The 25,662-nt window shown below is 46.3% G+C and carries 23 protein-coding genes and 1 pseudogene; 15 read left to right on the top strand and 9 right to left on the bottom strand.

Annotated features, from left to right (window positions below; translation table 11 throughout):
* The first annotated feature begins 145 nt into the window (after positions 1–145).
* The gene (locus D8S93_RS12540) at positions 146–2,179 is read left to right on the top strand and encodes a S8 family serine peptidase (RefSeq protein WP_006741281.1); all 2,034 of its coding nucleotides are present in this window, start codon (positions 146–148) and stop codon (positions 2,177–2,179) included.
* A 9-nt stretch (positions 2,180–2,188) separates the two neighbouring features.
* Positions 2,189–2,536: a hypothetical protein gene (locus D8S93_RS12535; RefSeq protein ID WP_005395359.1), complete on the top strand. Its 348-nt coding sequence runs from the start codon at positions 2,189–2,191 to the stop codon at positions 2,534–2,536.
* Positions 2,537–2,658: 122 nt separating this feature from the next.
* On the opposite strand, the gene D8S93_RS12530 is transcribed toward D8S93_RS12535, so the two are convergent.
* The 3 genes from D8S93_RS12530 to D8S93_RS12520 all read right to left on the bottom strand — a co-directional run bounded on the left by D8S93_RS12530 (position 2,659) and on the right by D8S93_RS12520 (position 4,723).
* Positions 2,659–3,915 (bottom strand): PTS ascorbate transporter subunit IIC, encoded by a 1,257-nt coding sequence (locus D8S93_RS12530; protein WP_152813469.1) that lies wholly within the window; start codon positions 3,913–3,915, stop codon positions 2,659–2,661.
* A 9-nt stretch (positions 3,916–3,924) separates the two neighbouring features.
* Positions 3,925–4,212, bottom strand: coding sequence for a PTS sugar transporter subunit IIB (locus tag D8S93_RS12525; protein WP_046873863.1), 288 nt, complete (start codon positions 4,210–4,212; stop codon positions 3,925–3,927).
* A gap of 67 nt (positions 4,213–4,279) precedes the next feature.
* Positions 4,280–4,723 (bottom strand): PTS sugar transporter subunit IIA, encoded by a 444-nt coding sequence (locus tag D8S93_RS12520; protein WP_005463973.1) that lies wholly within the window; start codon positions 4,721–4,723, stop codon positions 4,280–4,282.
* 249 nt (positions 4,724–4,972) lie between these two features.
* Between D8S93_RS12520 and D8S93_RS12515 the strand changes: the two genes are divergently transcribed.
* Positions 4,973–6,001, top strand: coding sequence for a LacI family DNA-binding transcriptional regulator (locus D8S93_RS12515; protein ID WP_005463961.1), 1,029 nt, complete (start codon positions 4,973–4,975; stop codon positions 5,999–6,001).
* A gap of 76 nt (positions 6,002–6,077) precedes the next feature.
* On the opposite strand, the gene phnX is transcribed toward D8S93_RS12515, so the two are convergent.
* The 3 genes from phnX to phnW all read right to left on the bottom strand — a co-directional run bounded on the left by phnX (position 6,078) and on the right by phnW (position 9,492).
* Positions 6,078–6,893, bottom strand: coding sequence for a phosphonoacetaldehyde hydrolase (gene phnX, locus D8S93_RS12510; protein ID WP_047007994.1), 816 nt, complete (start codon positions 6,891–6,893; stop codon positions 6,078–6,080).
* An 89-nt stretch (positions 6,894–6,982) separates the two neighbouring features.
* Complete coding sequence (locus tag D8S93_RS12505; protein ID WP_065765950.1) at positions 6,983–8,362, bottom strand: aspartate aminotransferase family protein; 1,380 nt, start codon at positions 8,360–8,362, stop codon at positions 6,983–6,985.
* A gap of 26 nt (positions 8,363–8,388) precedes the next feature.
* Positions 8,389–9,492, bottom strand: a complete 1,104-nt coding sequence (gene phnW, locus D8S93_RS12500) for a 2-aminoethylphosphonate--pyruvate transaminase (RefSeq protein WP_152813467.1) — start codon at positions 9,490–9,492, stop codon at positions 8,389–8,391.
* Positions 9,493–9,759: 267 nt separating this feature from the next.
* On the opposite strand from phnW, the gene D8S93_RS12495 reads away from it, so the two are divergent.
* The 5 genes from D8S93_RS12495 to D8S93_RS12475 all read left to right on the top strand — a co-directional run bounded on the left by D8S93_RS12495 (position 9,760) and on the right by D8S93_RS12475 (position 15,683).
* Positions 9,760–10,770: a putative 2-aminoethylphosphonate ABC transporter substrate-binding protein gene (locus D8S93_RS12495; protein ID WP_005384363.1), complete on the top strand. Its 1,011-nt coding sequence runs from the start codon at positions 9,760–9,762 to the stop codon at positions 10,768–10,770.
* A gap of 325 nt (positions 10,771–11,095) precedes the next feature.
* Complete coding sequence (locus tag D8S93_RS12490; protein ID WP_047007997.1) at positions 11,096–12,202, top strand: putative 2-aminoethylphosphonate ABC transporter ATP-binding protein; 1,107 nt, start codon at positions 11,096–11,098, stop codon at positions 12,200–12,202.
* An 8-nt stretch (positions 12,203–12,210) separates the two neighbouring features.
* Positions 12,211–13,935 carry a putative 2-aminoethylphosphonate ABC transporter permease subunit gene (locus D8S93_RS12485; protein ID WP_152813465.1) on the top strand — a complete coding sequence of 575 codons (1,725 nt, stop codon included), beginning with the start codon at positions 12,211–12,213 and terminating at the stop codon, positions 13,933–13,935.
* A 9-nt stretch (positions 13,936–13,944) separates the two neighbouring features.
* Positions 13,945–14,646: a phosphonate utilization transcriptional regulator PhnR gene (phnR, locus tag D8S93_RS12480; protein WP_053808131.1), complete on the top strand. Its 702-nt coding sequence runs from the start codon at positions 13,945–13,947 to the stop codon at positions 14,644–14,646.
* A 131-nt stretch (positions 14,647–14,777) separates the two neighbouring features.
* Positions 14,778–15,683 carry an EamA family transporter gene (locus D8S93_RS12475; protein WP_152813463.1) on the top strand — a complete coding sequence of 302 codons (906 nt, stop codon included), beginning with the start codon at positions 14,778–14,780 and terminating at the stop codon, positions 15,681–15,683.
* A gap of 68 nt (positions 15,684–15,751) precedes the next feature.
* Here the strand turns inward: D8S93_RS12475 and D8S93_RS12470 are convergent, their stop codons facing one another.
* Positions 15,752–16,303, bottom strand: a complete 552-nt coding sequence (locus D8S93_RS12470) for a porin family protein (RefSeq protein ID WP_047008000.1) — start codon at positions 16,301–16,303, stop codon at positions 15,752–15,754.
* A gap of 51 nt (positions 16,304–16,354) precedes the next feature.
* Positions 16,355–17,263 (bottom strand): VirK/YbjX family protein, encoded by a 909-nt coding sequence (locus D8S93_RS12465; RefSeq protein ID WP_152813461.1) that lies wholly within the window; start codon positions 17,261–17,263, stop codon positions 16,355–16,357.
* 424 nt (positions 17,264–17,687) lie between these two features.
* On the opposite strand from D8S93_RS12465, the gene D8S93_RS12460 reads away from it, so the two are divergent.
* The 6 genes from D8S93_RS12460 (at position 17,688) to D8S93_RS12435 (ending at position 24,281) form a co-directional block, all read left to right on the top strand.
* Positions 17,688–18,047 carry a DUF3316 domain-containing protein gene (locus D8S93_RS12460; protein WP_005395335.1) on the top strand — a complete coding sequence of 120 codons (360 nt, stop codon included), beginning with the start codon at positions 17,688–17,690 and terminating at the stop codon, positions 18,045–18,047.
* Between the two features lie 216 nt (positions 18,048–18,263).
* Complete coding sequence (locus D8S93_RS12455) at positions 18,264–19,664, top strand: FAD-dependent oxidoreductase (RefSeq protein ID WP_152813459.1); 1,401 nt, start codon at positions 18,264–18,266, stop codon at positions 19,662–19,664.
* 113 nt (positions 19,665–19,777) lie between these two features.
* A complete protein-coding gene (locus D8S93_RS12450) occupies positions 19,778–20,902 on the top strand; it encodes a M14-type cytosolic carboxypeptidase (protein ID WP_005395332.1) in 1,125 nt (374 codons plus the stop codon).
* 457 nt (positions 20,903–21,359) lie between these two features.
* Positions 21,360–22,340 (top strand): OmpA family protein, encoded by a 981-nt coding sequence (locus tag D8S93_RS12445; RefSeq protein WP_005395330.1) that lies wholly within the window; start codon positions 21,360–21,362, stop codon positions 22,338–22,340.
* Between the two features lie 136 nt (positions 22,341–22,476).
* Positions 22,477–23,346: a LysR substrate-binding domain-containing protein gene (locus D8S93_RS12440; protein ID WP_053808126.1), complete on the top strand. Its 870-nt coding sequence runs from the start codon at positions 22,477–22,479 to the stop codon at positions 23,344–23,346.
* Between the two features lie 161 nt (positions 23,347–23,507).
* A complete protein-coding gene (locus tag D8S93_RS12435; RefSeq protein WP_152813457.1) occupies positions 23,508–24,281 on the top strand; it encodes a phosphotransferase enzyme family protein in 774 nt (257 codons plus the stop codon).
* Here D8S93_RS12435 and D8S93_RS12430 read toward each other — a convergent pair.
* Positions 24,278–25,154 (bottom strand): annotated as a pseudogene (locus tag D8S93_RS12430) (LysR substrate-binding domain-containing protein). The gene D8S93_RS12435 and the pseudogene D8S93_RS12430 sit on opposite strands and share 4 nt — an antisense overlap.
* A gap of 256 nt (positions 25,155–25,410) precedes the next feature.
* Between D8S93_RS12430 and D8S93_RS12425 the strand changes: the two are divergent.
* Complete coding sequence (locus D8S93_RS12425; RefSeq protein WP_005395322.1) at positions 25,411–25,647, top strand: hypothetical protein; 237 nt, start codon at positions 25,411–25,413, stop codon at positions 25,645–25,647.
* The last annotated feature ends 15 nt before the right edge of the window (positions 25,648–25,662 follow it).

Raw genomic sequence — 25,662 nt, 5'->3', positions numbered from 1 at the left:
TGTACAAAGTTGTATATTCATGAAACAAATTGTTTGGCATTTTTGGCCTATAAACTATAGCTGAAGCTCTCATGCAAACATCATGGTGATGACTTTTCATGGGAATATAGTGAATAAAAATTAGCTCAAATAAGGAATAGGGCAAATGCACTACACAACAAGTAAAAAACAAGGCTTATTTTCGTTGTCTGCCGTAGCGATAGCACTGACCACTTCTATGTCAGCGTTTGCGGCTCCACCAATGGGATTTGATGAATCTAAGTTACCGACGAAGTACATCGTCAAATTCAAAGAAGATGCAGTCAGCCGATCTTCAATGGGTGGTAACTCTTTTTGGGGACCACGAATCGCGCAGGAGTCTGTTTTAGAACAGGTGAAGGCACGTAAGGTGGAAAAACTGGGTAATCGCGCCATTTACAGCGTTGAGTTGGATGGTGATGACTTAGAACCACTTCGTAATCGCAGTGATGTGGAATATGTCGAAGTCGATCCGCCTCGCTATTTGCTCAGCGAAACTACCCCGTGGGGTTATGAAGCGGTTAATGCTCAACAGTTAGACGACTTCAATGCTGGTAATCGCACTGTATGTATTATCGATTCAGGGTACGACATCTCGCACAACGACCTAAGCGGCAACCGTGTTGCAGGTACTAACGATAGTGGTACAGGATCATGGAGCGATCCGGGTAACAATAACGCCCACGGTACTCACGTTGCAGGTACTATCGCAGCGATTGCCAACACCGAAGGTGTGAAGGGTGTGATGCCAAACCAGAATGTGAATTTGCACATCGTGAAAGTATTTAACGAATCAGGTTGGGGTTACTCATCTGGACTTGTTAAAGCGATCCAAACGTGTGCAGATAATGGTGCCAACGTTGTGAACATGAGTCTTGGTGGTAGTCAATCAAGCCGAACTGAGCAAAATGCACTGCAAAACATTTACGATCAAGGCGTTCTGCTAATCGCCGCAGCTGGTAATGACGGTAACACCGCACACAGCTACCCAGCTTCTTACGATTCAGTTATGTCTGTTGCTGCTGTCGATAACCAAAATGATCATGCGGCGTTCTCGCAATCTACTGATCAAGTTGAGATCTCTGGCCCAGGTGTGGCGATCTTATCAACGGTTACGGTAGGCGAAGGTAAACTTTCTGATATTACCTTGAATGGCGTAAGCCAATTTGATCGCGGTATTGTCCCTCACAATCGTTTGATCAATAACGGTTCTTCGTATGTGCCAGATCCAATCGCTGGTTCAGTAACAGCAATGCTAGATAGCTGTGATGTATCTGGCGGTAACTTTAACTGTGGTGATATGTCGGGCAAAATTTGTTTGACTGAGCGTATTGGCAACCAGTCTTCAGGTAACTACCCAGAAGTGGATGCGGTTCAGGCTTGTTACAATGCGGGTGCGCGAGCGGCAATCGTATACAGCAACTCGGAACTACCTGGTTTACAAAACCCATTCTTGGTTGACACAAACAACGCTTATCGCATGGTTTCGGTGACGGTTGACCGTGCATTTGGTCAAGAGTTGCTGGGGTATGTAGGTCAAGAAATTACGGTTTCAACTACCTCTGGTGAAGATTACGAATACTACAATGGTACATCGATGGCAACACCTCATGTAACTGGCGTAGCAGGCTTGGTGTGGAGTTACCACCCAACGTGTACAGCAGCGCAAGTACGTAATGCCCTAGTTCAAACGGCAACAGACATTGATGTCGCTGGACGAGACAACCGCACAGGTCACGGCCTAGTGAATGCGGAAGCGGCGAAACTATTCTTGGATGCGGGCTGTAACGGTCCTGACGGTGGCGGTAGCTCTTCGGACTCTAGCTTCTCAAACACCAGCCCTGTTGCGATTCCTGACAACAAATCTTCTGGCGCAATCAGCGCAGTAGATGTCGATCGCTCTGGTGATTCAGGTACAGTAAGTATTGACGTTGATATTAGCCACACTTACATCGGTGACCTACGAGTGACGCTAACTTCACCGACTGGTGGAGAAGTCGTGCTTCACGATAATACTGGCGGCAGCGCTAACGATATCAAAGCCACTTTCCAAGCGGATTTCTCTGGTTTTGAATCACAAGGTTCTTGGGAACTAAAAGCGGTAGACAGTGCCAGAAGAGACACAGGCACAATCAACAGTTGGACTCTGACTTTTCAATAAGGAGTGGCTATGAAGAAGTTGACCTTACTTTCTTTGTCTGCGGTGAGTGCTACCGCACTATTGGCAATCGGACTAAGCTCGGCCAGCTTGGCGAACAATCAAGGGTTTCCGCTCGTGGATGAACGTTCTGAACAAGCTGAGCAACAACCTACGCGTTACTTTGTTAAGTATCACAAAGGGAAAGAGAGCGAAGTGAGAGCGCTTCTTCGTCAACATAACCTTAAAGTGGTTGATGCGTTGGTGAAGCAACAGGTACTGGTGGTGAGCGGCGAACAAGCGGACGTCGATAAGCTATCTGGTAACGAATCCGTTGAATACACTGAGCAAGAACCAACGAGAAAGTTGTTGTCTCAATAAGATAGCCTCAATATGAAAAACGCCCCTCACTTGAGGGGCGTTTTGTTTGAGTGCTTTTCCTGCTAGAGCCTTTGAAAGATGAATGCCGACGAGCCTAATTCTGCATTCATAAGAATAAAAGCTTAGCGCACAATCAGGCCAAGTAGGATACCTACAATGCCGAAGTCAGCATCACTGAATGTTGTGTTTGCAAAGCCAAGATCACCCAGTACTGGCATTAGGAAGACAGGTAGGAAAGTAATCAGTAGACCTTGTGCAAACGCACCTAGAATTGCGCCGCGACGACCACCTGTTGCATTACCAAATACACCCGCAGCCGCACCCACAAAGAAATGTGGAACTACACCAGGGATAATCACAGTAAGACCCATCACGTAAAGTAGGAACATACCCAAAAGACCCGCCGCAAAGCTCGATAGGAAGCCCACCAATACCGCGTTTGGCGCGTATGGGAACACAACTGGACAATCCAGTGCAGGTTTTGCGTTTGGAACCAGTTTGTCTGAGATGCCTTTAAACGCTGGAACGATTTCTGCGATAACCATACGTACACCTTGCAGGATAACGTACACACCACCTGCAAATGTGATGGATTGCATTAGCGCAAACATAGACCAATGTTTACCGCCACTGACTTCACGGACAAAATCACCGCCAGCGAATAAACACGTCACCACAAAGATGATGCCCATGGTGAACGAGATCGCCACTGGCGTATCGCGCAAGAACAACAAGCTTTTAGGGACATTCATCTCTTCAGTAGAGTGTTCTTTGTTACCGAACTTGCTGCCAATAAAGCCAGCTAGCACGTAAGAAAGGGTAGAGAAGTGACCAATCGCAACGTCGTCTGAGCCTGTTACTTGCTTCATGTATTTGTGCGCAATTGCAGGGAAGAATACCATTACAGAACCCACAACCACAGAGCCAAGCGCGATCAGTGGAACGCCTTTCATGCCGCTAGATGCCAGAATCGCCGCCACCATCATCGACATAAATAGTGTGTGGTGACCTGTTAGGAAGATGAATTTCCACGGCGTGAAACGAGCGATCAGAATGTTCACCAACATACCGAAGAACATGATCATCGCCATCTCTTTACCAAACGCTTCTTGCGCGATAGAGACGATAGCTTCGTTGTTTGGTACCACGCCTGTAATGCCAAATGCGTGTTGGAAAATGGTCGCAAAGTCGCCTAGCGAGCTCACAACTAGACCTGCACCCGCGCCAAGCACGATGAAACCAAGAATGGTTTTTACCGTGCCTTTAATGCACTCGGTGACCGGTTTTTTCTGGGCAATTAAGCCGATTAGAGCGATGAGACCGACCAGAACCGCTGGCTCTGATAGGACATCGTTCATTAAGAAACTGAAGAATTCCATAACGCCACCTTATAGAGCGCCAAGCTCTTGAAGTGCCACAGATAAACGCTCTTTCATTGCGACTTTGTCGACCATGTTATCAAGCGCTACGATACGTTGTTCAACGCCAAGCGCTTCCAACTGTTCTGCAATGTCTTTTGTGCCGATGAAAATGTCGCAACTTGTGCCTTTTGCTGAGCCAAGATCGATGTGATCCACAGCGGCATTGACGTTCAATTCTTTTACGATGCTTTTGATGCTCATTTCCATCATTAGGCTAGTACCAAGACCGTGACCGCAAACAACCATAATTTTCATAATTCAGACCTTTTCTTTTTTATAGGGGGTATACCCATTTGTGAATGGGGTATGTCAGGAGTAAAACTTAGTATTTGTCGATGATCGCAAGAACATCTTCTTTGCTTTGAGCGTTGCAGATGGCCTCTACATGCTCTTCATTCATAAACAATTCCGCCAGTTTCGAAATCGCATCAACGTGGCTATTACTGTCCGTTGCCGCTAGCGTGACCAGCATTTTTACTGGGTCATTTTCTTCAGAGTTAAAGTTGACGCCGTTTTGGATCACCGTGATCGCCAGTGACAAACGGTTAACGCCATCTTCAGGGCGAGCGTGTGGCATCGCCATGCCCGGACCTACCACGTAGTAAGGGCCAAGCTCTTCGTGCGAGCGGTAAATTGCTTCAACGTAACTTGGTTCTATCGCGCCATTTTCAATCAAAGCTTCACAAGATTTGCTGATCGCATCTTTCCAGTCGGTTGCGTCAGAATGGATGCGAATGACATCAGAGGTAATCAGTTCACGTAGCATTGGAATGTTTCCGATTTGTTGTTTTGTTGCTGCGTACTTTATCGATCAATTTGCCAGAAAAACCTGAGAGTGATCACAAATGGTAGCGCTATCTGATAGCGCTACCATTAATTGTGATAGCGCTATCATTTTTATCAGGCATCGAAGTTTCATGTGCTGGTGTTCGAGTTCTAATGCGCTAATATCAAAACCATTAAAGCGCTGTGATAAGATGTCGCAGCTGAAATTAGAGAACATTAAATAAAAACAATGAGCGAACCTCGCAAACGAAGAAGTACCGGCAATGTCACTTTGGCTGATGTCGCCAAACAAGCAGGCGTAGGCACTATGACGGTGTCGCGAGCATTACGAACGCCCGAGCTAGTATCTGACAAGCTGAGAGAAAAAATTCAACAAGTGGTTGATGAGCTCGGCTATATCCCGAACAAAGCCGCAGGGGCACTCGCATCTGCAGAAAGTTATTCCATCGCTCTAATCATTCCGTCACTGTTTGAAAAAGCATGCGCGCATTTCTTACCAAGCTTCCAACAGGCGTTAAACAAAGCGGGCTATCAACTATTGCTGGGTTACAGCGACTACTCGATTGAGCAAGAAGAAAAGTTGCTTTCGACTTTTTTAGAGAGCCGTCCTGCGGGCGTTGTACTGTTTGGAAGTGAGCATAGTCAGCGAACGCATCAACTGTTAGAGGCGTCAAATACGCCAGTGTTAGAGATTGCCGAATTGAGCTCAAAGGCCAGTTATCTCAACATTGGCGTGGATCACTTCGAAGTGGGTAAGGCCTGTACCAGACACCTGATTGAACAAGGTTTTAAGAACGTTGGTTTTATTGGGGCACGCGGGAATCACTCAACGTTGCAACGCCAGTTACACGGTTGGCAAAGTGCGATGATTGAAAACTATCTCACCCCAGATCATTTTCTGACGACTCATGAAGCGCCATCTTCACAATTGGGTGCGGAAGGATTGGCGAAGTTATTGCTGCGCGATTCAAGCTTGAATGCTTTGGTGTGTAGCCATGAGGAGATAGCAATTGGTGCGCTCTTTGAGTGCCATCGCCGCGTGCTCAAAGTCCCGACCGACATTGCCATTATTTGCCTTGAAGGCTCTTCTATGGGGGAGCACGCTTACCCAAGTTTGACATCGGCAGAATTTGATTACGAGCGCATGGGCACCAAGGCGGCAGAAAAACTGTTGCATGCCATCAAAGGTGAGCCAGAAGAAAGGCCAACCAGTATGGGCTTTAAGCTAAAGCGTCGAGCAAGTACCGCGATTAACTGAGACTTCCGCTTTCCATAAATACAAAAAGCCTCTCAATATGGAGAGGCTTTTTACATTCTGAATTCGCGAGCGAAAACTACGGACGTTCGCCCGCGGCTAGGCGTTGTTCGATATCTACGATCACCTCTGGCAGATCGGAGATGGTGTCGATTAAGTAGTGAGGTGCACTCTTGATAAACTTCGCGCGTGCTTTTTCACGAGCTTTCTCTAAGGTTGCTTCGTCTGCGGCTTGGTATTCTTCAAATGTCAGACCCGCTTCGTTACCAGAAAGCAGCAGACCCACCGTCCACATACCCGCGTTGTGACCTTCAAAGATGCCCGGTGCTGAATCGTCCACTTTGACGCATGCTTTAACGTCGGTTACACCAAGCTCAATCACGTTTTTCAGTGCCATAAACGGCGCAGGGCGACCACCTTGTGGCAGATCGTCTGTCGCGACAACGTAATCTGGTTGGTAGCCGTAATCCGCTGCAACTGGAATCAGTACATCCATTACTTCGCGAGGGTAACCCGAACAAGAACCGATCTTGATGCCTTTGTCTTTCAGACCGTTTACCACTTCAACTGCGTTGAGGATTGGTTCTGCGTGGTCAGCCACTTTTGCTTTTTGCAGAGGCATAAATGCCGCATAGATAGCGTCGATGTCTTCGCTGGTCATTGAGCGCCCAAACTTCTCGTTCCAACGCTTATCAACCGCAGGAATGCGACCCACAGCTTGAATGTGGTCCCACTTACCAAGCCCCATTGGTTCACGCGCCTCTTCAAGGTCGATATCGAAATCAAAGCCTTGCTTGAACGCTTCCACAAAGATGCTGGTTGGCGCGAAAGAGCCGAAATCGACGATAGTGCCAGCCCAGTCAAAGATCACTGCTTGAATTGGTGAGTTGCTCATGTTCAATCCTTTTTCTTGCTTGCCAGAGCGCTTGCCCACTCGTTGGAACCGCGCTCTGAATAAATTGGTTTTGTTGAGGTCTATTGACCCTAAAAGTAGTTAAAGTCTTCACACACTTTGGCGATCGCTTCTTCGAAGATCGCCAACGCTTCTGTCAGCTGTTCTCGAGTGATGATCAGCGGTGGGCTGAGTTGAATCACGTTACCTTGCGATACCTTGAAGCTCACGCCATTGTTGAGGCATTGGTACAGCACAGCTTCCGCTTCGTCATACGCACGCGCTTTGCTTTCGTGGTCAGTAACCAGTTCAATGCCCCACAACATGCCGATGCCACGTACATCACCAATCACTGGGTACTTGGCTTTCATCTCTAACAGCTTTTCACGCATGAACTGGCTGTCGGCTTTGGCTTTATCTAGCAAGCCGTCTTGCTCAATGGCTTCCATGGTTGCCAGTGCCGCAGCACAACCGATAGGGCTTTTCTCATGAGTGTAGTGACCCATGGAGATTTGCTCGGCGGTGTTGTATTTGTCTTTGGTTACCATGGCTGCGATAGGCACTAAGCCACCACCCAAACCTTTACCGATGCAGAGCATATCTGGCTCGATGTCGTAAGCTTGGTAGGTAAACCATTCACCGCTGCGACCCATACCATTCGGGATGTCGTCGATGATCAGCATGACATTGTGTTTGTCACAGATTTCACGGATGCGTTTCCAGTAGGCTTTGCTCGGCACTTGTACGTCCGTGTTGCGAACTGCTTCTGCGATAAACGCGCCCACGCCGCCTTCTTTCTCAATCACGTATTCAAGGTAGTCGGCATAATGCACATCGCTGCCGTCGGCAACTGGGAAAGCGCCACGGTAAGATACGGCTGGTGGAATGCGCTCAACACCTGCCATTAAGGGTCCCATGCCTTGGCGGAAACACGCTTCACCACCTACTGAGATGGCATCCAACGATGCGCCGTGGAAGGAATCCCACAGAGACACCACCTTGTAGTTTCCCGTGATATGGCGCGCTAGTTTAAGAGCCATGCCCACTGCAGATGTGCCACCTGGAGCAAACAGCACGCGGTTCAATTCGCCGCCACAGATTTGGGTGAGCTTTTCGGCACATTCAATCGCGGTCTCGTTGGTAAAACGACGTGGTGAAAACGGCAGTTTGGCAATTTGCTCTTGCACACGTTTAATCACATGCGGGTGACCGTAGCCTAGCTGGTGGACATTATTGCCATGGAAGTCCATGTACTTTTTGCCTGTAGCATCTTGGATGTAGATGCCTTCCGCTGCTTCCAAGGTATCTAAGCAAGGCGTCGACATGGCTTGATGAAGAAAGACCTCGGAATCGCGCTTCAATAATGCTTGCGTGCGTTCGTCGTCCATCGACGCATTCCAAGCTTGGCGCGCTGGCGTCGTGTTGACATCGCCTTCGCTACGGAAATGAGTCGGTTTGATATTCTGAGTCATAACGCTCTCTCAACCAGAAGGCTGCTTTACGCAACTTGCCAGTACATTGCTTTTTCAATCGCACCGATTAAGCGCTCGATATCTGCTGGGTAAACTTCACCAATGTTGCCGATACGGAAGCAATCTGCGTTCGATACCTTACCCGGATAAATCACGAAACCTTGCTCTTTCAAACGTGTGTAGAACGCTTTGAACTGGTAATCACTGTGCGTTGGAGAGTAGAAAGAAGTGATGATTGGCGAGTGAAGATCATCACTTAGTAGTGGCTCGAAACCTAGAGAACGCATACCTGCAACCAGTGTTTTCTGGTTAGTTTGGTAACGGTTATGACGAGCCTCAATGCCGCCTTCTTGTTCTAGCTCTAGCAATGCTTGGTAGAAAGCGCGCACCGTGTGCGTAGGAGACGTGAAACGCCATTTGCCGTGATTCACTTCCATGCAGTGCCATTGGTCGTAAAGATCAAGGCTCAAAGAACGTGCTTGACCTTTGCACTTTTCGAGCTCAGTTTGTTTTGCAATCACAAAGCCAAAGCCCGGTACGCCTTGAATACATTTGTTTGCAGAGCTGATCATAAAATCGATGCCTAGCTCAGCGATATCGATAGGAATGCCACCAAAGCTTGACATGGCATCCAGAATCACCACTTTGCCGTGCGCTTTTGCTGCAGAAGCAAATTCTTCAATTGGGTTAAGCATGCCAGTGGTTGTCTCACAGTGAACAATCGCCACGTGTGTGATAGCAGGATCCGATGCCAATGCAGTTTCCACCTCGTTCAAGTGTGGCTGTGATGTTTCGCCTGGGGATACTACATGGCATGGAATATTTAGGTAATCAGCGATCTGAGCGATACGCGCACCGTAAGCACCGTTGTCGACTACCAACAACTTTCCATCTTTACCAATGGCGCTGCCAATCGTTGCTTCTACTGATGCGGTGCCGCTACCTTGCATTAGTACGCTGGTGTAACCGTCTTGCTCCGTCGCCAGTTTTACAAGCTTAGTGCGGATCACTTCTACAATGTCTTTGTTGTATTCATCATCCCAAGTGCACCAGTCTTTTAGCATGGCTTCACGTACTGTTTCAGAAGTAGATAGAGGACCTGGAGTCAGTAGTAGGTATTCGTTTTTCATCTCGATTTCCATCAGAATAATTTAATTGGTCTACACCAGAAATTGGATTCACTCTAGCAAGGATGAAAAAGGGTCGTAAATAGCCATTCAGTGAATTTCATAAAACTTTCATATCCAAAATTTCACCGATCAGTTGGTCGCCTATTTATCGATAATTTTCTCAAAACTGCCATTTTATGGTCATGATTTCGTCACAAAGGCTCAGTAGGGTGTATATCGTCAACTGGTACAGACCAAATGAAAACTTAGCCAAATTAACTGGAGAAAATGATGAAAAACCGTTTGATGAAAGGATCGCTGGCTGCACTTGTCTCTCTGCTAGCTACGAATGCAATGGCAGCACAGGAAGTCACGGTTTACACCGCTTTCGAAACTGACATTCTTGCTAAATACAAGTCTGCGTTTGAGAAAGATAACCCAGATATCAAGATTAAGTGGGTTCGCGATTCCACCGGAATCATGACGGCGAAATTGCTGGCAGAAAAGAACAACCCTCAAGCGGAAGTGGTTTGGGGTCTGGCTGGCTCGTCAATGGCACTGCTTAAAGATGAAGGTCTTCTTAAGCCTTACACACCAAAAGGTTTGGAAGAGCTGCACGCGAACCTAAACGACCCTCAATCAAACCAAGCTTGGTTTGGTAACGATGCGTTCTTTAACGCAGTTTGTTTCAACGAAGCGGTAGCGAAACAACTTAACCTACCGAAACCAACGTCTTGGGAAGACCTAACAAAGCCGGTTTACAAAGGTCACATTGCAATGCCGAACCCAGCTTCTTCAGGTACTGGCTACATGCAGGTTTCTGCTTGGCTACAAAACATGGGTGAAGATCAGGCATGGAACTACATGCGTGACTTAGACAAAAACATTGCACACTACACGCACTCTGGCTCTAAGCCATGTGTTCAAGCGGGTATGGGTGAAGTGGCTATCGGTATTTCAATGGCAAGCCGCGGCGCGAAGCTGAAAACACAAGGCGCGCCATTAGCGGTGATCACACCAAAAGGCATCGGCTGGGAATCAGAAGCTGTTGGTCTAGTAAAAGAGTCTGATGCAGCGAAGCGTGTTGTCGACTGGTCAATTTCTAAAGCAGCAAACGAGCTTTACGTAGAAATGTACCCAGTGGTTGCACATAAAGAAGTGAAAGCGACCGTATCTAACTTCCCGAACGTTCAAGAGAACATGGCGAAGATGGACTTCGCGCAAATGGGCAGTAAGCGTGCAGAGATCCTAGCTGCATGGTCTGAGAAGTTTGACGCGAAATCAGAGCCAAAGTCTTAATTGAATTTGCTTTGAGTTGAATACTGAAATCCACCTCGGTTGAGGTGGATTTTTTGTTTTCTCTGTTATTTCAGAGTTTGTTGAAAGTAGATTCCTAGTCTCACCTAGGTTCGCTAGAATGACGGACTTAAGAAAGTTGGGAGCTTCTATTCGTATTCACAGCATCACTCTCGAGAGTAATAAAGGAGTGAGTCGGGAATCTCTAATTACCACTTAAACAAACCTCATCGCCCTTCATCTATTTGTCATCTTCTGGCTATAAATTTGTCATTGGAACGTAACACTCCAAAACTAAAGTTGGTATATACCATTTGGAGCGTGTGTTATGTCAACTAACCAACATTACCTAAATATTGAAAATGTAGTGAAGCAATTCGGACAGTTCACTGCATTAAAGAAAATCTCGCTAGCGATTGAAAAGGGCGAGTTCGTTTGTTTTCTTGGTCCTTCTGGCTGCGGTAAAACCACTTTATTACGTGCCATTGCAGGTTTAGATTTGCCAACGTCTGGTGCGATTTTTCAAAACGGTCAAGAGACAACATTCTTGCCACCAGAGAAGCGCGATTTCGGCATCGTATTCCAATCTTACGCGCTGTTTCCGAACCTAACTGTGCAAGAGAACATTGCGGTGGGTTTGAAGAACCAAGGCATGTCGACCAAAGAAGCATTAGAGAAGGTGGATTACTGGCTAGAAACCATTGGTCTTCCAACCTCTGGCGAGAAATTCCCTAACCAGCTTTCTGGTGGTCAACAGCAGCGTGTTGCTTTGGCTCGTGCATTGGCGTTGTCTCCGGGTCTACTGTTATTGGATGAGCCATTATCGGCGCTGGATGCAAAAGTGCGTGTTCACTTACGTGACGAGATTTGTAAGCTGCAACGCAAGCTTGGCATCACCACCATCATGGTTACGCACGATCAGGATGAAGCGTTGTCGATGGCGGATCGTATCGTGGTAATGAACCATGGCGTGATTGAGCAAGTCGGCACTCCTCAAGAGATCTACCAACAACCAGCCACGCGCTTTGTTGCTGAGTTTGTCGGCAGCATGAACTTCATTGAAACCTCAGTCGCAACGGATTCCCAAGTACGCATTGCAGAAACCTTGATGCCAGCGCCAAGCTTGACCAATTGTAAGATCCAACGTGGTGATCGCTTCGACCTTGCGGTGCGTCCTGAAAGCATCAAGTTCGTTGAAAACTACACCAACTCTTTACCAGTGCGAGTTACGGCTACCGAGTTTTTGGGGGCGTTTTTCCGCATTGATTGCGTATTGCAAAACGACAGCTCAACGAAAACCATCGTCGTGGATGTGCCTGTGGAAACGGTTCAAAAACTCAATATCAAAGCGGGCGATGTACGTTACATCCAGTTTGCTGAAGAAGGGCTGCATGGTTACGCCGTGCCCTCGGTTGATAAAGCGCTAGCGGCGTAGGTGTAAACATGGATGCGAAGACAATGACGATGAATAGCCTGACCACACAAGACAAAGCAAAATCCCTGCTCGGACGTGTCAGCCGCGACAACCTTGTGTTGTTTGGTTTGCTTGCTGGCTTGTCGACCATGATGGTGCTGTTCATCTTAATGCCGCTTTGGGCAATGTTGACCAAGAGTGTGCAAAATGCCAATGGCGAATTTGTCGGATTGGCAAACTTTGCGACATACTTTTCCTCTTCAAGCTTGTGGGTGTCGGTGGGAAACACCTTCACTTTGGGCGTGATTGTGACCTCGGTAGTGGGCGTGCTTGCGTTTGGTTATGCCTACGCGCTGACTCGTTCATGCATGCCGTTTAAAGGTTTGTTTCAAATCCTAGGTACTGCGCCGATTCTTGCGCCTTCGTTGTTGCCGGCGATCAGTTTGATCTTCCTTTTCGGTAATCAAGGCATTGCCAAAGAGATGTTGTTAGGAAACTCGGTTTACGGTGTGATTGGTATCTCGATGGGTTTGATTTTCTGGACCTTTCCTCATGCATTGATGATTTTGACCACTTCGCTGCGTACTTCAGATGCCCGTTTGTATGAAGCTGCCCGCGCACTGAAAACTTCACCCATCAAAACCTTCTTTATGGTGACGCTACCTGCGGCGAAATACGGTTTGATCAGTACGCTTATCGTCGTCTTTACACTGGTTATCACGGACTTTGGTGTGCCGAAAGTGATTGGGGGCAGCTACAACGTTCTGGCGACTGATATCTTCAAGCAAGTGGTGGGACAACAAAACTTTGCCATGGGTGCGGTAACCAGCATCATGCTGTTATTCCCTGCGGTAATGGCATTTGGTGCAGACCGCTGGGTACAGAAAAAGCAAAAAAGCTTATTTGACACTCGCTCGGTGCCTTATCAGCCAGAACCTAACAAAGCGCGCGACAGCATTTGTTTGGTTTACTGCAGCATCATTTCTATCGCAGTGCTGGCGGTGCTTGGCATGGCGGTGTATGGCTCATTAGTTACGTTCTGGCCTTGGAACAAAGCGCTGACGCTAAACAATTACAACTTTGCTGAAATGAGCACTTACGGTTGGGGTCCATTCTTCAACTCACTAACGCTGGCAGGTTGGACGGCGGTTATTGGTACAGCCATCATCTTTGTCGGTGCTTACTGCATTGAGAAAGGGCGTGCGTTTGGTCCAATTCGTCAGGTGATGCAAATGCTTAGCGTGGTGCCAATGGCAGTTCCGGGTATGGTGCTTGGCTTGGGTTACATCTTTTACTTCAATGATGCGAACAATCCTTTGAACGTGCTTTATGGCACCATGGCATTCTTGGTGATTAACACGGTAGTGCATTACTACACCGTGGGCCATATGACAGCACTGACAGCGCTAAAGCAGTGGCCATCGGAGATTGAAGCCACGGCGGCATCGGTGAAGCTTCCTCAATACAAGTTGTTCTTTAAAGTGACATTACCTGTGTGTTTACCTGCGACTTTGGACATTGCGGCTTACTTGTTTGTTAATGCATTGACCACCACTTCTGCGGTAGTATTCCTTTACTCAACCGATACGATTCCAGCTTCGGTCTCAATTCTGAATATGGACGATGCCGGTCAAACTGGCGCTGCTGCGGCAATGGCGGTGATGATCATGATTGCTGCCGCAATTGCGAAGATTGTTCAGATGACGTTGGGTAAATTGTTAGAGAATCGCACACAAGCTTGGCGCAAAAGATAAGGACACTTCGTGCAATACGTAAAAATTAAAGATTCGATTGTTGAACAGATTGAAGCGGGCATGCTATCGCCGCGTCAAAAACTGCCAGCAGAGCGTAAGTTGGCGGAGTCGTTCGATACTACACGCGTCACTCTGCGTGAAGCTTTATCACTGCTGGAAGCAGAAGGTCGAATCTATCGCGAAGATCGCCGAGGTTGGTTTATCTCACCTGAGCCATTGCGTTACGACCCAACCCAAACGTTGAACTTCCCAAACATGGCAAAAGCGCAAAATCGCGTGCCAAAAACAGAAGTGATAGCCGCAAAAGGCACCTTGGCTAATAAATTGGCCGCTCGTTTGTTGGACCTTCAGCCGTTTTCAGACGTATTTCGTGTCGACCGCGTTCGTTACCTAGAAGAGCGTCCGGTGGTTTATGTCACGAACTACATTCGACCAGACATATTTCCCAACTTATTGTCTTATGATTTATCAAACTCGTTAACCGACATTTATCGTGAACACTACGGTGTGACGTATCAAAAAATTCGTTACCGAATTTCGACTAGTACTTTGTTGGGTGAGGTGGCACAGGCATTGCGCGCGACGTCTGGTACGCCTGCAATGGTGGTTGAACGTATCAACTACAACCAACATGGCGAGTTGATTGACTGTGACATCGAATACTGGCGTCATGATGCCATCAGCATCGAGTCTGTCGCGGAGCTGAATTAATCTCTGTTTGCTGGGCATCTGTCTAGTTGGTAGCGAGCAATTTATATCTCAAATTCAAAGGCTCCATATTGGGGCCTTTGTTGTACCCAAGCACCTTGAGGGTATCTAAATATCATAAACAGGAAAACGGAATGGATCTCTTGGCAATCGCACTCGTTGTATTGTCTGCGGTTATGCATGCTGGCTGGAATATTCTTGGTAAAAGCAATGCTGGTTCAGGGCTCGCGTTTACGATGGCGGCAAGTTTATCTGCTTGCCTTCTGCTCACGCCTTATCTTATTTGGTGTCTCTTTAACATTGGCTGGGCGACGTTGCCCAACGTGTTTTGGGGAATGCTGTTTATCAGTGGTTTATCTCAAATCGTCTATTTGGTTGGTTTGATCGTGGCCTACAAGCACGCCGATGTGGGAGTGATTTATCCGATTGCGAGAGCACTTCCTGTAATGATGGTGGGCGCACTCACCGTCGCCTTAGGTTATGAGTTGAACGCTCAGCAGTGGTTGGGTTTCCTGCTTATTACTTTAGGTTGTGTCCTAGTTCCAGTGACCAGTTTTCGTCAAATTACTTTTGGGGAGTACCTGAATGTTGGTGTGTTTTGGGCCTTGATTGCGGCGTTTGGCACGACGGGTTACTCCGTTGTGGACAAGCAAGCACTGAATCTGCTAACTCAACAAACATCGACCATTCTTAACGACCACTATAGCGCGATTTTTTATCTAGGCGTGCAGTTTTGGGTTATGGGAGTACCGGTTTTATTGTGGTGTATTGTTTCGGGGAGTCAGCAAGAACTACAAACCGCTTGGATGATTCGCAAAAGTGCGAGCATGGCTGGCATCATGATGGCATCAACCTACGGCTTGGTGCTGTTTGCGATGACCATGACCGACAACGTAAGTTTGGTCGTGGCACTAAGGCAAATCAGCATTGTGTTTGGATTGTTTATGGGGATTTGGTTTCTGTCTGAGAAATGGTATCTCACCCGAGGGCTTGGCGTTACTTCTATCGTGGCGGGGATCATTCTCGCGCTTGCGTATTGACCTATATTCACGAAAAAAGGCAGCGAATGAGCCTCTCGCTGCCTTTTGTATTAACTTGTAAGCCTTGTTTAAAAACGCAGTTGCGCACCAAACATCACACCGCCAGAATCAAAATCGCTATTCTTGGCGTAGTTGTACTCTAAGTTCAAACCAAAGTGTTTATAGGCCCAAGCGACACCAGCAGCGGCTTCTCCGCCAAGACTAGACTCGTCATATTCTTTATTCTGACCATTGTTTTTAAGCGTGTAACTTAACGTGTAGTAAGTGATACCGCCTTTCCCGTAAAGCTCAAAGCCAGCTCCCAGAGGGTAACTTGCGTAACCGCTGAGTCGAGGCCCGCCATAACTGACATCGGTGATTTCTGTTAAGGGACTGATAAGTACGGAGCCAATGCCGTTAAATGCGCCCTTATAGCCGGCTTCAATACCAAAGTTGTGATCGAACATGTAACGGTAATATACATCACCAAGGAACATGTCACCTTCATCATGGCTATTGTTCACATCGTAACTAACATTACCGTAGCCTAAATTTGCTCCAACAACATGTTGGGTTGGTTGTGCATGAGCCGTTAAGGAAAGTGCGGACAGTAAGCATGCAACGGCGTACTTGTAAGACATAAAAACTCCGAATCATAAAATGAAAAACAAAACGTCATGTGGTGCGTTGGGTTAACGTAGCCTTGTCATGAACTCCGCTTTGGTATTGTCTAACCATTCGTAACGACGTCGATACATCGAACGCTTAGAACGCGACATGCCTTCAATATCACGACGCGGGGCATTCACATCGAGTGAGTAGAAATGACGGTTGTATTCGGTGCCGCCCAACTCTTGCCAGAGTGCATCGTAATCCGTTTTGATTCGTCCTTTACTGTAGCGTCGTGCAGCATAAGTATGGGATTGTGTTTTTACCGCTAGAATCGTATTCACTTCCCAAATTTGCGCGAGTAAAGTGAGCAAACTCACCATCAAGCTTTTTGGTCTTTGCCCGTAAAGCTTACGAGTTAACTTTTTAATTTTCGCGTTGTTCTCTTCACTGCTGCGTGGCCCTTGCAAGCCGCCAATCATAATGCTGCGTCCAGATTCTATGTGGCCGAGAGTAAATGAGAGCGTATAGAAGTTGCCATCCTCCGCGCTGTGTAGCACTAGGCTCATGTCGCCTTCTTTTTGGTAACGCGCTTCGTACACCAATCGCACAGAGTACAATGTCTCGTCGATTTCAAATGATGTTAATGTTAAGCCTGTCGAATCGGTATAGATCTCTTCAATGGTCTGTTTAGAAAACAGCTCTGAAATGGTTTTGTAGTGATCAACCACTAGGTTTGAACGATCGAACGCTGAGTTATTTTTGATGATGTAGGGACGAAACGGTTTTTCTAAAAATCGGTGCGTACGTGCACAAAGCATCTTTAGCAATGACGATTCAATATTATCTGACAGGTGCTTAAACGCTCGTTTGTAGTAAAGTGCGCGCAAGATGAACTTAGCTCTATAGGTCCAAATTGGCTTATAGACATCAGCATAATCATCTGAGTAAATTGATTTGCTATGGTAAAAAATGGATTTGTTCGCGGTCATTTTCACTCCAGATTAACGTGTGCTCAACAGCCACAATTAAGAACCGACGGACGAGCAGCGAAGAACCCGAAAAAGGGGGAAATGCAAAGCACTACTAAAAGGGGAGGTTTTGCTGTGCCCGACGTTTATATAAGGTTTTGAACACTGTTCTTTTGTTGGGATTCTAAGAGAAAATTGACCTTAGGTATTGTATGGGTTGGTAAGGAAATGTCAGTTTGGAAGCCACTTTGAACGTTGTGACTACGAGGTAGAAAAATGCTCGTGTTGGCAGAGTATGATGCCGTGTTGCTAAGTTAAAGTGAAATGAGTTGAACAAGAATTGAACGTTATTTGAAATTATTTTGACGTGTTTCTGGTCTTTATACGTACCTTATAAATATCGAGCCAATTTAGGCCCGATATAAAGGTAAGTAAGGAGAGGTTTATGAAACGCTTAATGACTTTAGCAAGTATGATTGCTCTGACTGCTGCACCTTCTGTTGTTTTTGCTGGTGGCTATCAGTGGACAAACGATACCGAAACGATCCATGGTGATGTTATGGATAGCAAACAAGCGGCTTATGAAATGGGTCGTGACATGATTCAGAACTATCAAAGCAAATCACCAGGTCAGCTTCGTGACGAGTTTACAAGCCTTACAGAGTATGTTGATCGCCAGTCGTTTTCTATCACCGACTCAAAAGTCATGGTGAATGAGTTCTTGCAAAGTGATGGGCAAGTTGTATACCAGCCTATTCTCAATGTTCAATACGAGTACCGCATGCGTGAAACCGGTAAATACTAACCAGTAAGACGGTCTCGATTTTCCGATAATTTATATCCTTGCTGTTTGTTTTGGGGAGCGCTGCTCCCCATTTTTGTATTCATTGATAGCAGAAACTTCCACTCTCTCAGCGCAACATTTGCTATCGCTCAGCGTTAGATATTCTTGCTCGTTGATTGTGCTCATCGTTTGTAAAGTGTTTACAGAAACGATGCAACGCACTAACGAGGATACCCGATGACACATAGTTCATATTGGTTCAAACAGGCCATTGAAGCTGAGCAACCAGAAACGCCGCAACCGTTACAGCAGAACATTAATACTGACGTTGCTGTTGTCGGTGGCGGATACACCGGACTTTGGACAGCGATTATGATTAAGCAGCAATCTCCTGAAAAACAGGTGGTTGTTATCGAAAAGGGCTTGTGTGGCAGTGGGGCATCGGGCGCGAATGGCGGCTGTATGCTGACATGGTCTACCAAGTTCCCGACGTTAAAACGGTTATTCGGTGAAGAACATGCTGTTTGGTTGGTAAAAGAGTCGGAACAAGTGGTGTTGGAGATTGACGCATTTTGCAAGCAACATGGGATTGATGCACAGCTATCACTCAACGGTGTTTATTATACGGCGACAAACCGAGCGCAAGCTGGAGGAATGCAACCAGTTGTCGACGAGTTACAACGGCTAGATGTGAACAGTTGGCGTCGTTGCTCGGTGGAGGAACTGTGTGCTAATGCGGGTTCACCTCGCCATATTGAAGGCTACCACTCTCCGGTTGCTGCTAACGTACAACCCGCCTTACTCGCGCGAGGGTTACGCCGTGTTGCTATTGATCTGGGTGTAGAAGTTTATGAGAACACGCCAATGACGCGTCTAGATTATGGAAAACCTGCCACCGTCTGTACACCTAAAGGAAACATTCAAGCGCAGCAGGTGGTGTTGGCATTAAATGCATGGATGGTGGAGCAATTTAAGCAGTTCAAAAACAGTATTGTTGTGGTGTCTTCGGATATGGTTATTACCAAACCGCTTGGTGATACGTTGCCTCAATCTGGTTGGCAAGCGGGTTCGAGTGTGTTGGACTCACGCATCTTCGTACATTATTACCGAGATACGCCAGATGGCCGTTTGATGCTAGGTAAAGGCGGTAATCAGTTCTCTTTCAACAACCAAGTTGACGCGATGTTTAACAAGCCGACGCGTTATCAAACGCTACTAAAAAAATCATTCGACAACCTTTTTCCTCGCTTAAAAGGGGCTGAATTTGAGTACTCTTGGACTGGCGGTTCGGATCGTTCCGCAACTGGTTTTCCTTTTTTTGGCCAATTGGATGAGCAAAGTAATGTCTTTTACGGGTTTGGTTATTCAGGTAATGGCGTTGCCCAAACTCGAATGGGTGGAAAAATTTTATCGTCGTTGGTGTTAGGGCTAGATAACGAATGGACGCGAAGTGGTTTAGCGCAAGGACCGCTTGGGTATTTTCCACCAGAACCAATACGTTGGCTGGGAGCAATGATGGTACGAAATGCTGTTCGCCGAAAAGAGGAAGCGGAAGACAATGAGAAACATCCGTTTGTTTGGGATAAATGGCTAGCGAAACTCGCAGGACCAGCAGGCAAAGCGGATAAGCTCGACTAAACTGAAGACTTTAGCCACAAACGAGACAGTTTGCAGTGAAAGTCATTGGGGGGCAATGTACCCTTGTGTTAGCCTCTGTTTTTCAAGCTCAGATTTAAAAGGTGAGTAATATAATGAAAGTATTCAGCAACTTCGATAGCGGCAGCATTCACGTAGTGAAAGCGGACGACAAAAATGACATCCAACTTAAAATCCCTAATGACAATATGTCGGAATTCTACCAGTGGTTCCATTTCCGTCTAGAAACCGAAGCCGAGCAGTCGCACACGATCAAACTGCTTGATTTGGCTAAGTCGGCTTATCCAGAAGGGTGGCAAGGTTACGATGTCGTGGCGTCTTACGACCGTGAAGAATGGTTCCGTATACCAGCAGAGTTCGATGGCGACACGCTGACTTTCACTGTTATCCCTGAGCGTAGCTCAATTTACTTCGCGTACTTTGCGCCTTACACATACGATCGTCATTTAGATTTGTTACACATGGCACAAAGCGCGCACCACTGCCAACTAGAAACACTAGGCCACACATTAGACGGCAATGACATGAGCTTGCTAACGTTTGGTGAGCCAGAAGAAGGCAAAAAGAAAATCTGGATGATTGCACGCCAACATCCGGGTGAAACCATGGCTGAATGGTTCATGGAAGGCATGATCCAACGTTTACTGGATGAAAATGATACGGTTGCGCGTGCATTACTGGAAAAAGCAGTGCTTTACGTGGTACCAAACATGAACCCAGACGGTGGTATTCGCGGCCACTTACGTACGAACGCGGTAGGCGTGAACTTGAACCGTGAGTGGCAAACTCCGTCTATGGAGAAAAGTCCAGAAGTCTACCTTGTGCGTCAACGTATGCTGGAAACGGGTGTTGACATGTTTTTAGATATCCATGGTGATGAAGCGATACCGTATAACTTCGTCGCTGGCTCAGAAGGTATTCCTTCTTACGATGAAAATCTTGCCGCTTTAGAGGCATCATTTAAGCAAGCGCTACTGACTATTACCCCTGAATTCCAAGATGAGATTGGTTATGATAAAGATGAGCCGGGTAAAGCGAATTTGACGGTAGGCTCAAACTGGGTCGCGGAGCAGTTCAAATGCCTGTCGTACACGATCGAGATGCCATTTAAAGATAACAACAATCACCCAGATCCGCTTTATGGTTGGTCACCAGAACGCAGTGTATTATTTGGGCAAGATGTCTTAGCTGCAACGCTTACCGTGGCGGATAAAATCTAGTTCGATAAGTTCACGTCTGTTCATTATTTCGAAAACAGCTCATTTTAAATGAGCTGTTTTTTTATGCCTTCGATATCCATTCTCTCCTGTAAAAATTTGTTGCCATTCACAGGCTTAAATGTCGATTCTTAAATTTGAGAAAATGGGTTTTTATGGTGATTTGCGTCACAGAAAACTGGCTATTTTGTGATATTCTCCGCAACGAATTGACTATGGCTAAACCAACGCAACGAGACTTTATTTCTCGGTTGGGTATGCGGATGAAGCTCATGAATAGATGGTCTTGAGGTTATCTTTCTCCGTTTTACGTCATTGGCGTTTGAATATCATTTTTTGATTCTTTCCTACGCTATTTAGCTATTTCTGTTCGAAGAAAAGAGAAAGTTACGGCTTCATATTTTACGGCAGTATGCTGCCTCGATGTGTTGCTTTGTGTACAAGAAAAAGGAAAAGAATAATGAAAAAAATCGCTATAGCAGTGGCTACTGTACTTGCTGGTGGTGTGATCTCAAACGTTGCACTTGCTGACACTTACATGGGCGGTAAAGTAGGTTACAACTCTCTAAATGATGCGTGTTACCTAAACGAACCTTGTGACGACGACAGTTTTGCAGCATCTATGCACCTGGGCTACAGCTTCAACGAGTACGTTGCAGCAGAGTACGGTGTTGATTACCTTGGTGACTTCACTGCAAACTTCAAAAAGCCGGGCCTAAACACCGTTGACGGTGATCTTTGGGCGTTGACTCTTGCTCCTAAATTCAACCTACCGCTAACGGATTCTTGGAATCTATTCGCGAAAGTTGGTGCTGCATACATGATGGCGGGTGACGAAAAAGATTTCGTACCAACAGGCTCTCTAGGTGCTGAGTACAAAATCAACTACAACTGGAGCCTACGTGCTGAATACCAACGTTACCAAGATATGTCTGATGACGTGATTGAAGATATGGATTCAGATTTCTTCGGTATTGGTTTTAACTACAAGTTCGGCTCTGAGCCAGTAGTTCAAGAAGAAGTGGTTGAGGAAGTAGTAGAAACACGCCCTGCAACACGTATTGTTGAGCATGTTTACCCTGCTCAAACAACAGCGACAGTACAATTCGACCTAGAAAGTGCAGAAGTGAAAGATGCATCGACCCTTTCTGGTACCGTTGATCTGATGAACACTTACCCACAAGCTCAAGTTGAGATCACGGGTTACAGTGATACGACGGGTTCTGCTGCGTACAACCAGCAACTTACAGAAAAACGCGCGAAAGCCGTTGCTGACGAGTTCCAAGCAAAAGGTATTGCGGCTGAGCGTATGACAGTGAAAGGTATGGGTGAAGCTAACCCAGTAGCAAGCAACGAAACACGTCAAGGTCGTCAAATGAACCGTCGTGTTGAAGTAGTTGTCCCAGCGTTTGAATACCAAACCACTGAGAAAGCAGAATAATTCCTGCTTAAGAGACAGTTCCAAAAGCCAGCGTGTATCACGCTGGCTTTTTTGATCCCGCTTAACAAACTCAGCACTTTCATCAATTTGTCATCACCAGTTCATACCATGGCTGCCAAGTATTTGGGAGAGTGTTATGCAAAGTTTACCGCCGCTTAATTTGCTCCGAGCGTTTGAAGCCACGGCGCGATTACAGAGCTTCACTAAAGCCGCAGAGGAGCTAAATGTGACCCGTGCGGCCGTCAGTCAGCAGGTGAAATCGCTAGAACTGCAGTTAAATGCAACATTATTCGAGCGCAAGGGTACGCACCTTACGCTGACCAGCTCAGCAAAAGAATACTGGCCGGTGGTTAACCATGTGCTTCAAACCTTATCAACCTCGACCCATCATTTATTTACTCGCCCACAGAACAAGCAAATTACCTTACATGTCGCCCACAGTTTTTGCTCGCAATGGCTAATGCCCAGGCTGGCCGATTTTCAGCGTCAATTTCCAGATGTTTCCTTTAAGATCTCGACAACCGCGAATACGGTTCCAAACGCCAGTGCGATTGCAGATATAGAAATTATTAACGGAGATGGCGATTGGCAAGAGCAACAAGCTATTCAGCTTACCCGAGAAAACTGGATCGTTGTAGCAAGCCCCGGCTTTATTCAGTTAAATCCGATGGATGACCTCACGAAGTTGTCTCAAACACCTAAAATTTGTACCGGGGGTTATCATGAATCTTGGCAGGTATGGTTTGCGTACCAAGGTTATCAAGGCAAGGTGAGCAAAGTGATAGCCGAATTTGAACATTCATTGCTTGCTATTCAAGCTGCAACCAATCAACTTGGTGTCTTGCTGGTGAGAGACTTTCTTGTTGAGGATGAGTTGCGACAAGGGATATTAGTACAAATCGGAGATTGGTGTATGCCCAGCTCCGGCGCACACTATATGATGGTTAGAGCATCAGAAAAGTCACACGTAAACACCTTTGCCCAATGGTTAATACAAAGCCTTTGATGTTTTACGGTCTATTTTTACAGCGGTACTTATTCTTGCGATTTACCTAACAAAATGCGCGGTTTCTTATAGGGTCAGTCAACCTTCTCTAAAAGCTTTGAGTGTATGATGATCTAGCTTTACGTTATCTGATGCGCACTTAATCCACACAGGATACTGTTATGGAAACAATGCAAGGCGGTAGAGAAAATGCCATCTATCGAAAAGGGAATTTGATATCTCGTCCTGCCAGTTATTGGACGATGACTATCCATCAGCTACTTACCTACCTTCATTCACGAGGCTTTACGGCATGCCCTAAAGCGGTTGGTATTGAGAAAGGAAAAAAGTGGGTTAGCTATGTCGAAGGAGAGACTGACAACTATCCATTGATTGGCAACATTGCTTCTGTTTCCGCGCTCCAATCTGCGGCAAAAATGTTACGCGATATGCACGATGCATCTGAGGGTTTCCTTAAGCAATATCAAAATGAAACGCTGCACTGGATGCTGCCACCACGAACACCACAAGAGGTGATTTGTCATGGTGATTTCATGCCATATAACGTGGCACTCCATGGAGAGTTTGTCGTTGGTGTGTTTGATTTTGATACGGCGCATCCGGCACCAAGAGTTTGGGATGTCGCTTTTTCGGTCTATGGTTGGGCACCATTTAAAACCGATGAGCACGATAAAATGGGCTGTTTGGAGCAACAAATTCAGCGTGCAAAACTCTTCTGTGACGCTTATGGGTGTTCGAGATTGGAACGGGAAGAGCTGGTGGAGGTGATGACACATCGACTCTCCGCGTTAGTTGATTATATGAGAGGGGTCGCAGCTCAAGGTGATGATAGGTTTCAAGCGAACCTAGAAGATTGCCATCATACCGCTTACCTCAACGATATCGAGTACCTAAGAAAACATAGACAAGTCATCACCCTAGGACTTTTAGGTTAGGGCTGGGTGATATCTTTAATGACATTGAATAACCACTGGTTTATCGGGGCTTGCTGTTGTGATCGACGACAGCTCATCACGTAGCGAACATCAAGCTCTAACCCGCCAGGAAGCGCGATACTTCGGCAGCCCTTAGGCACATGTCCACTCATGGTTATACCAAAATGATCCGTTTGTAGGAGCACTTTTTGAATCATCGCAGGGTGTTCAATTTCTACCTTAGGTGTGGTTCTGAACCCCATATGGTTGAGCCTTTCCAACAACGGGTATCGGTAGTCGTTCCATCCCGGCGTTTTGAAAAGTAAAAAGGGGTAGTTTTCTAGCTCTTGGAAATGTTGAGCGGGATGCTCATCTCGAACAAAAAATACGGCTTTTCCTCGACCTAGTTCGTTTTGAATAATTGACTGCGGAAGATCCTCATCAAAATAATGAATCGCAATAGCGTTTTCACCCTCAGTTAATCGCTTTTTCGCGTCGCTCCCCCAACGTAAACAAGCGAACTTTGCTTTTGGGGCGTGTTTTAGTAATTCTAAGTAAAACTTGTCACCAAAGTAATCCCAAAACAATGTATTCGCATAAATAGTGATCGAGCCGTCAAAATGAGCGGGTGAAAAACTCTGTGGTTTGATGGAATCAATACTGGTGAGTATTTGTTCAAAATGTGGCATGTTCGCTTCGACAAAAGCGGTCGGTTCAAAGCCATTTTTAGTCTGAATGAACAAAGGATCATCGAGCTGCGCTTTCATTTTTGTCAGGTTTTTTGCTGATTGATCCTGAGGTCTTTCCGAGTGAATCTGCCACCAATCGGACGCTACGTAACTCATACATCCGTTTTAGTACCAATACGTTTTGAATGTCCAGATTAATGCTCATACATCGTCTCATTTATCTTCTGCCGAGAAATCATATCTCTGAATTTCTGAATAAAAGACAACGTTCGGTCAATTTAAGCATGCTGTCGTATCTTATGGTTTATTGAAGGTGACGGTGGACAGCAAATATGCTTGGTCATATCAATTTAGTGGTTTGGATTTCCATTTGGTAAATGATGACTTTCCTCGTATGAACATGTTTCTGTTGTTACAGTTTTTTCATCGAAAGAAAGTAAGAACAAAAACAGAGGTGACGTATGAAAAAATTAATCGCACTTGGTTTGATGGTTTGCTCAACAAACATAGCATTAGCTGGCGATGGGTCATACACGGGCACGATTGATATGACGATGGCTACGAAAAATCAGGTCGACGTCGAGCGCGCAGATTCTCAACTGACGCTGAAAGGTCGAAATGAAACTGCCTATGGCGGGGTAATCATCCAAACGGATGCTGCTACACAAAAAATTGAACTTCGTGGTCGACGTGATTAATCGAACATGTTGTTG

The sequence above is a fragment of the Vibrio sp. VGrn 2 genome (assembly GCF_009361695.1).
Lineage (GTDB): Bacteria > Pseudomonadota > Gammaproteobacteria > Enterobacterales > Vibrionaceae > Vibrio > Vibrio diabolicus.
This window is presented reverse-complemented; position numbering and strand designations above follow the sequence as displayed.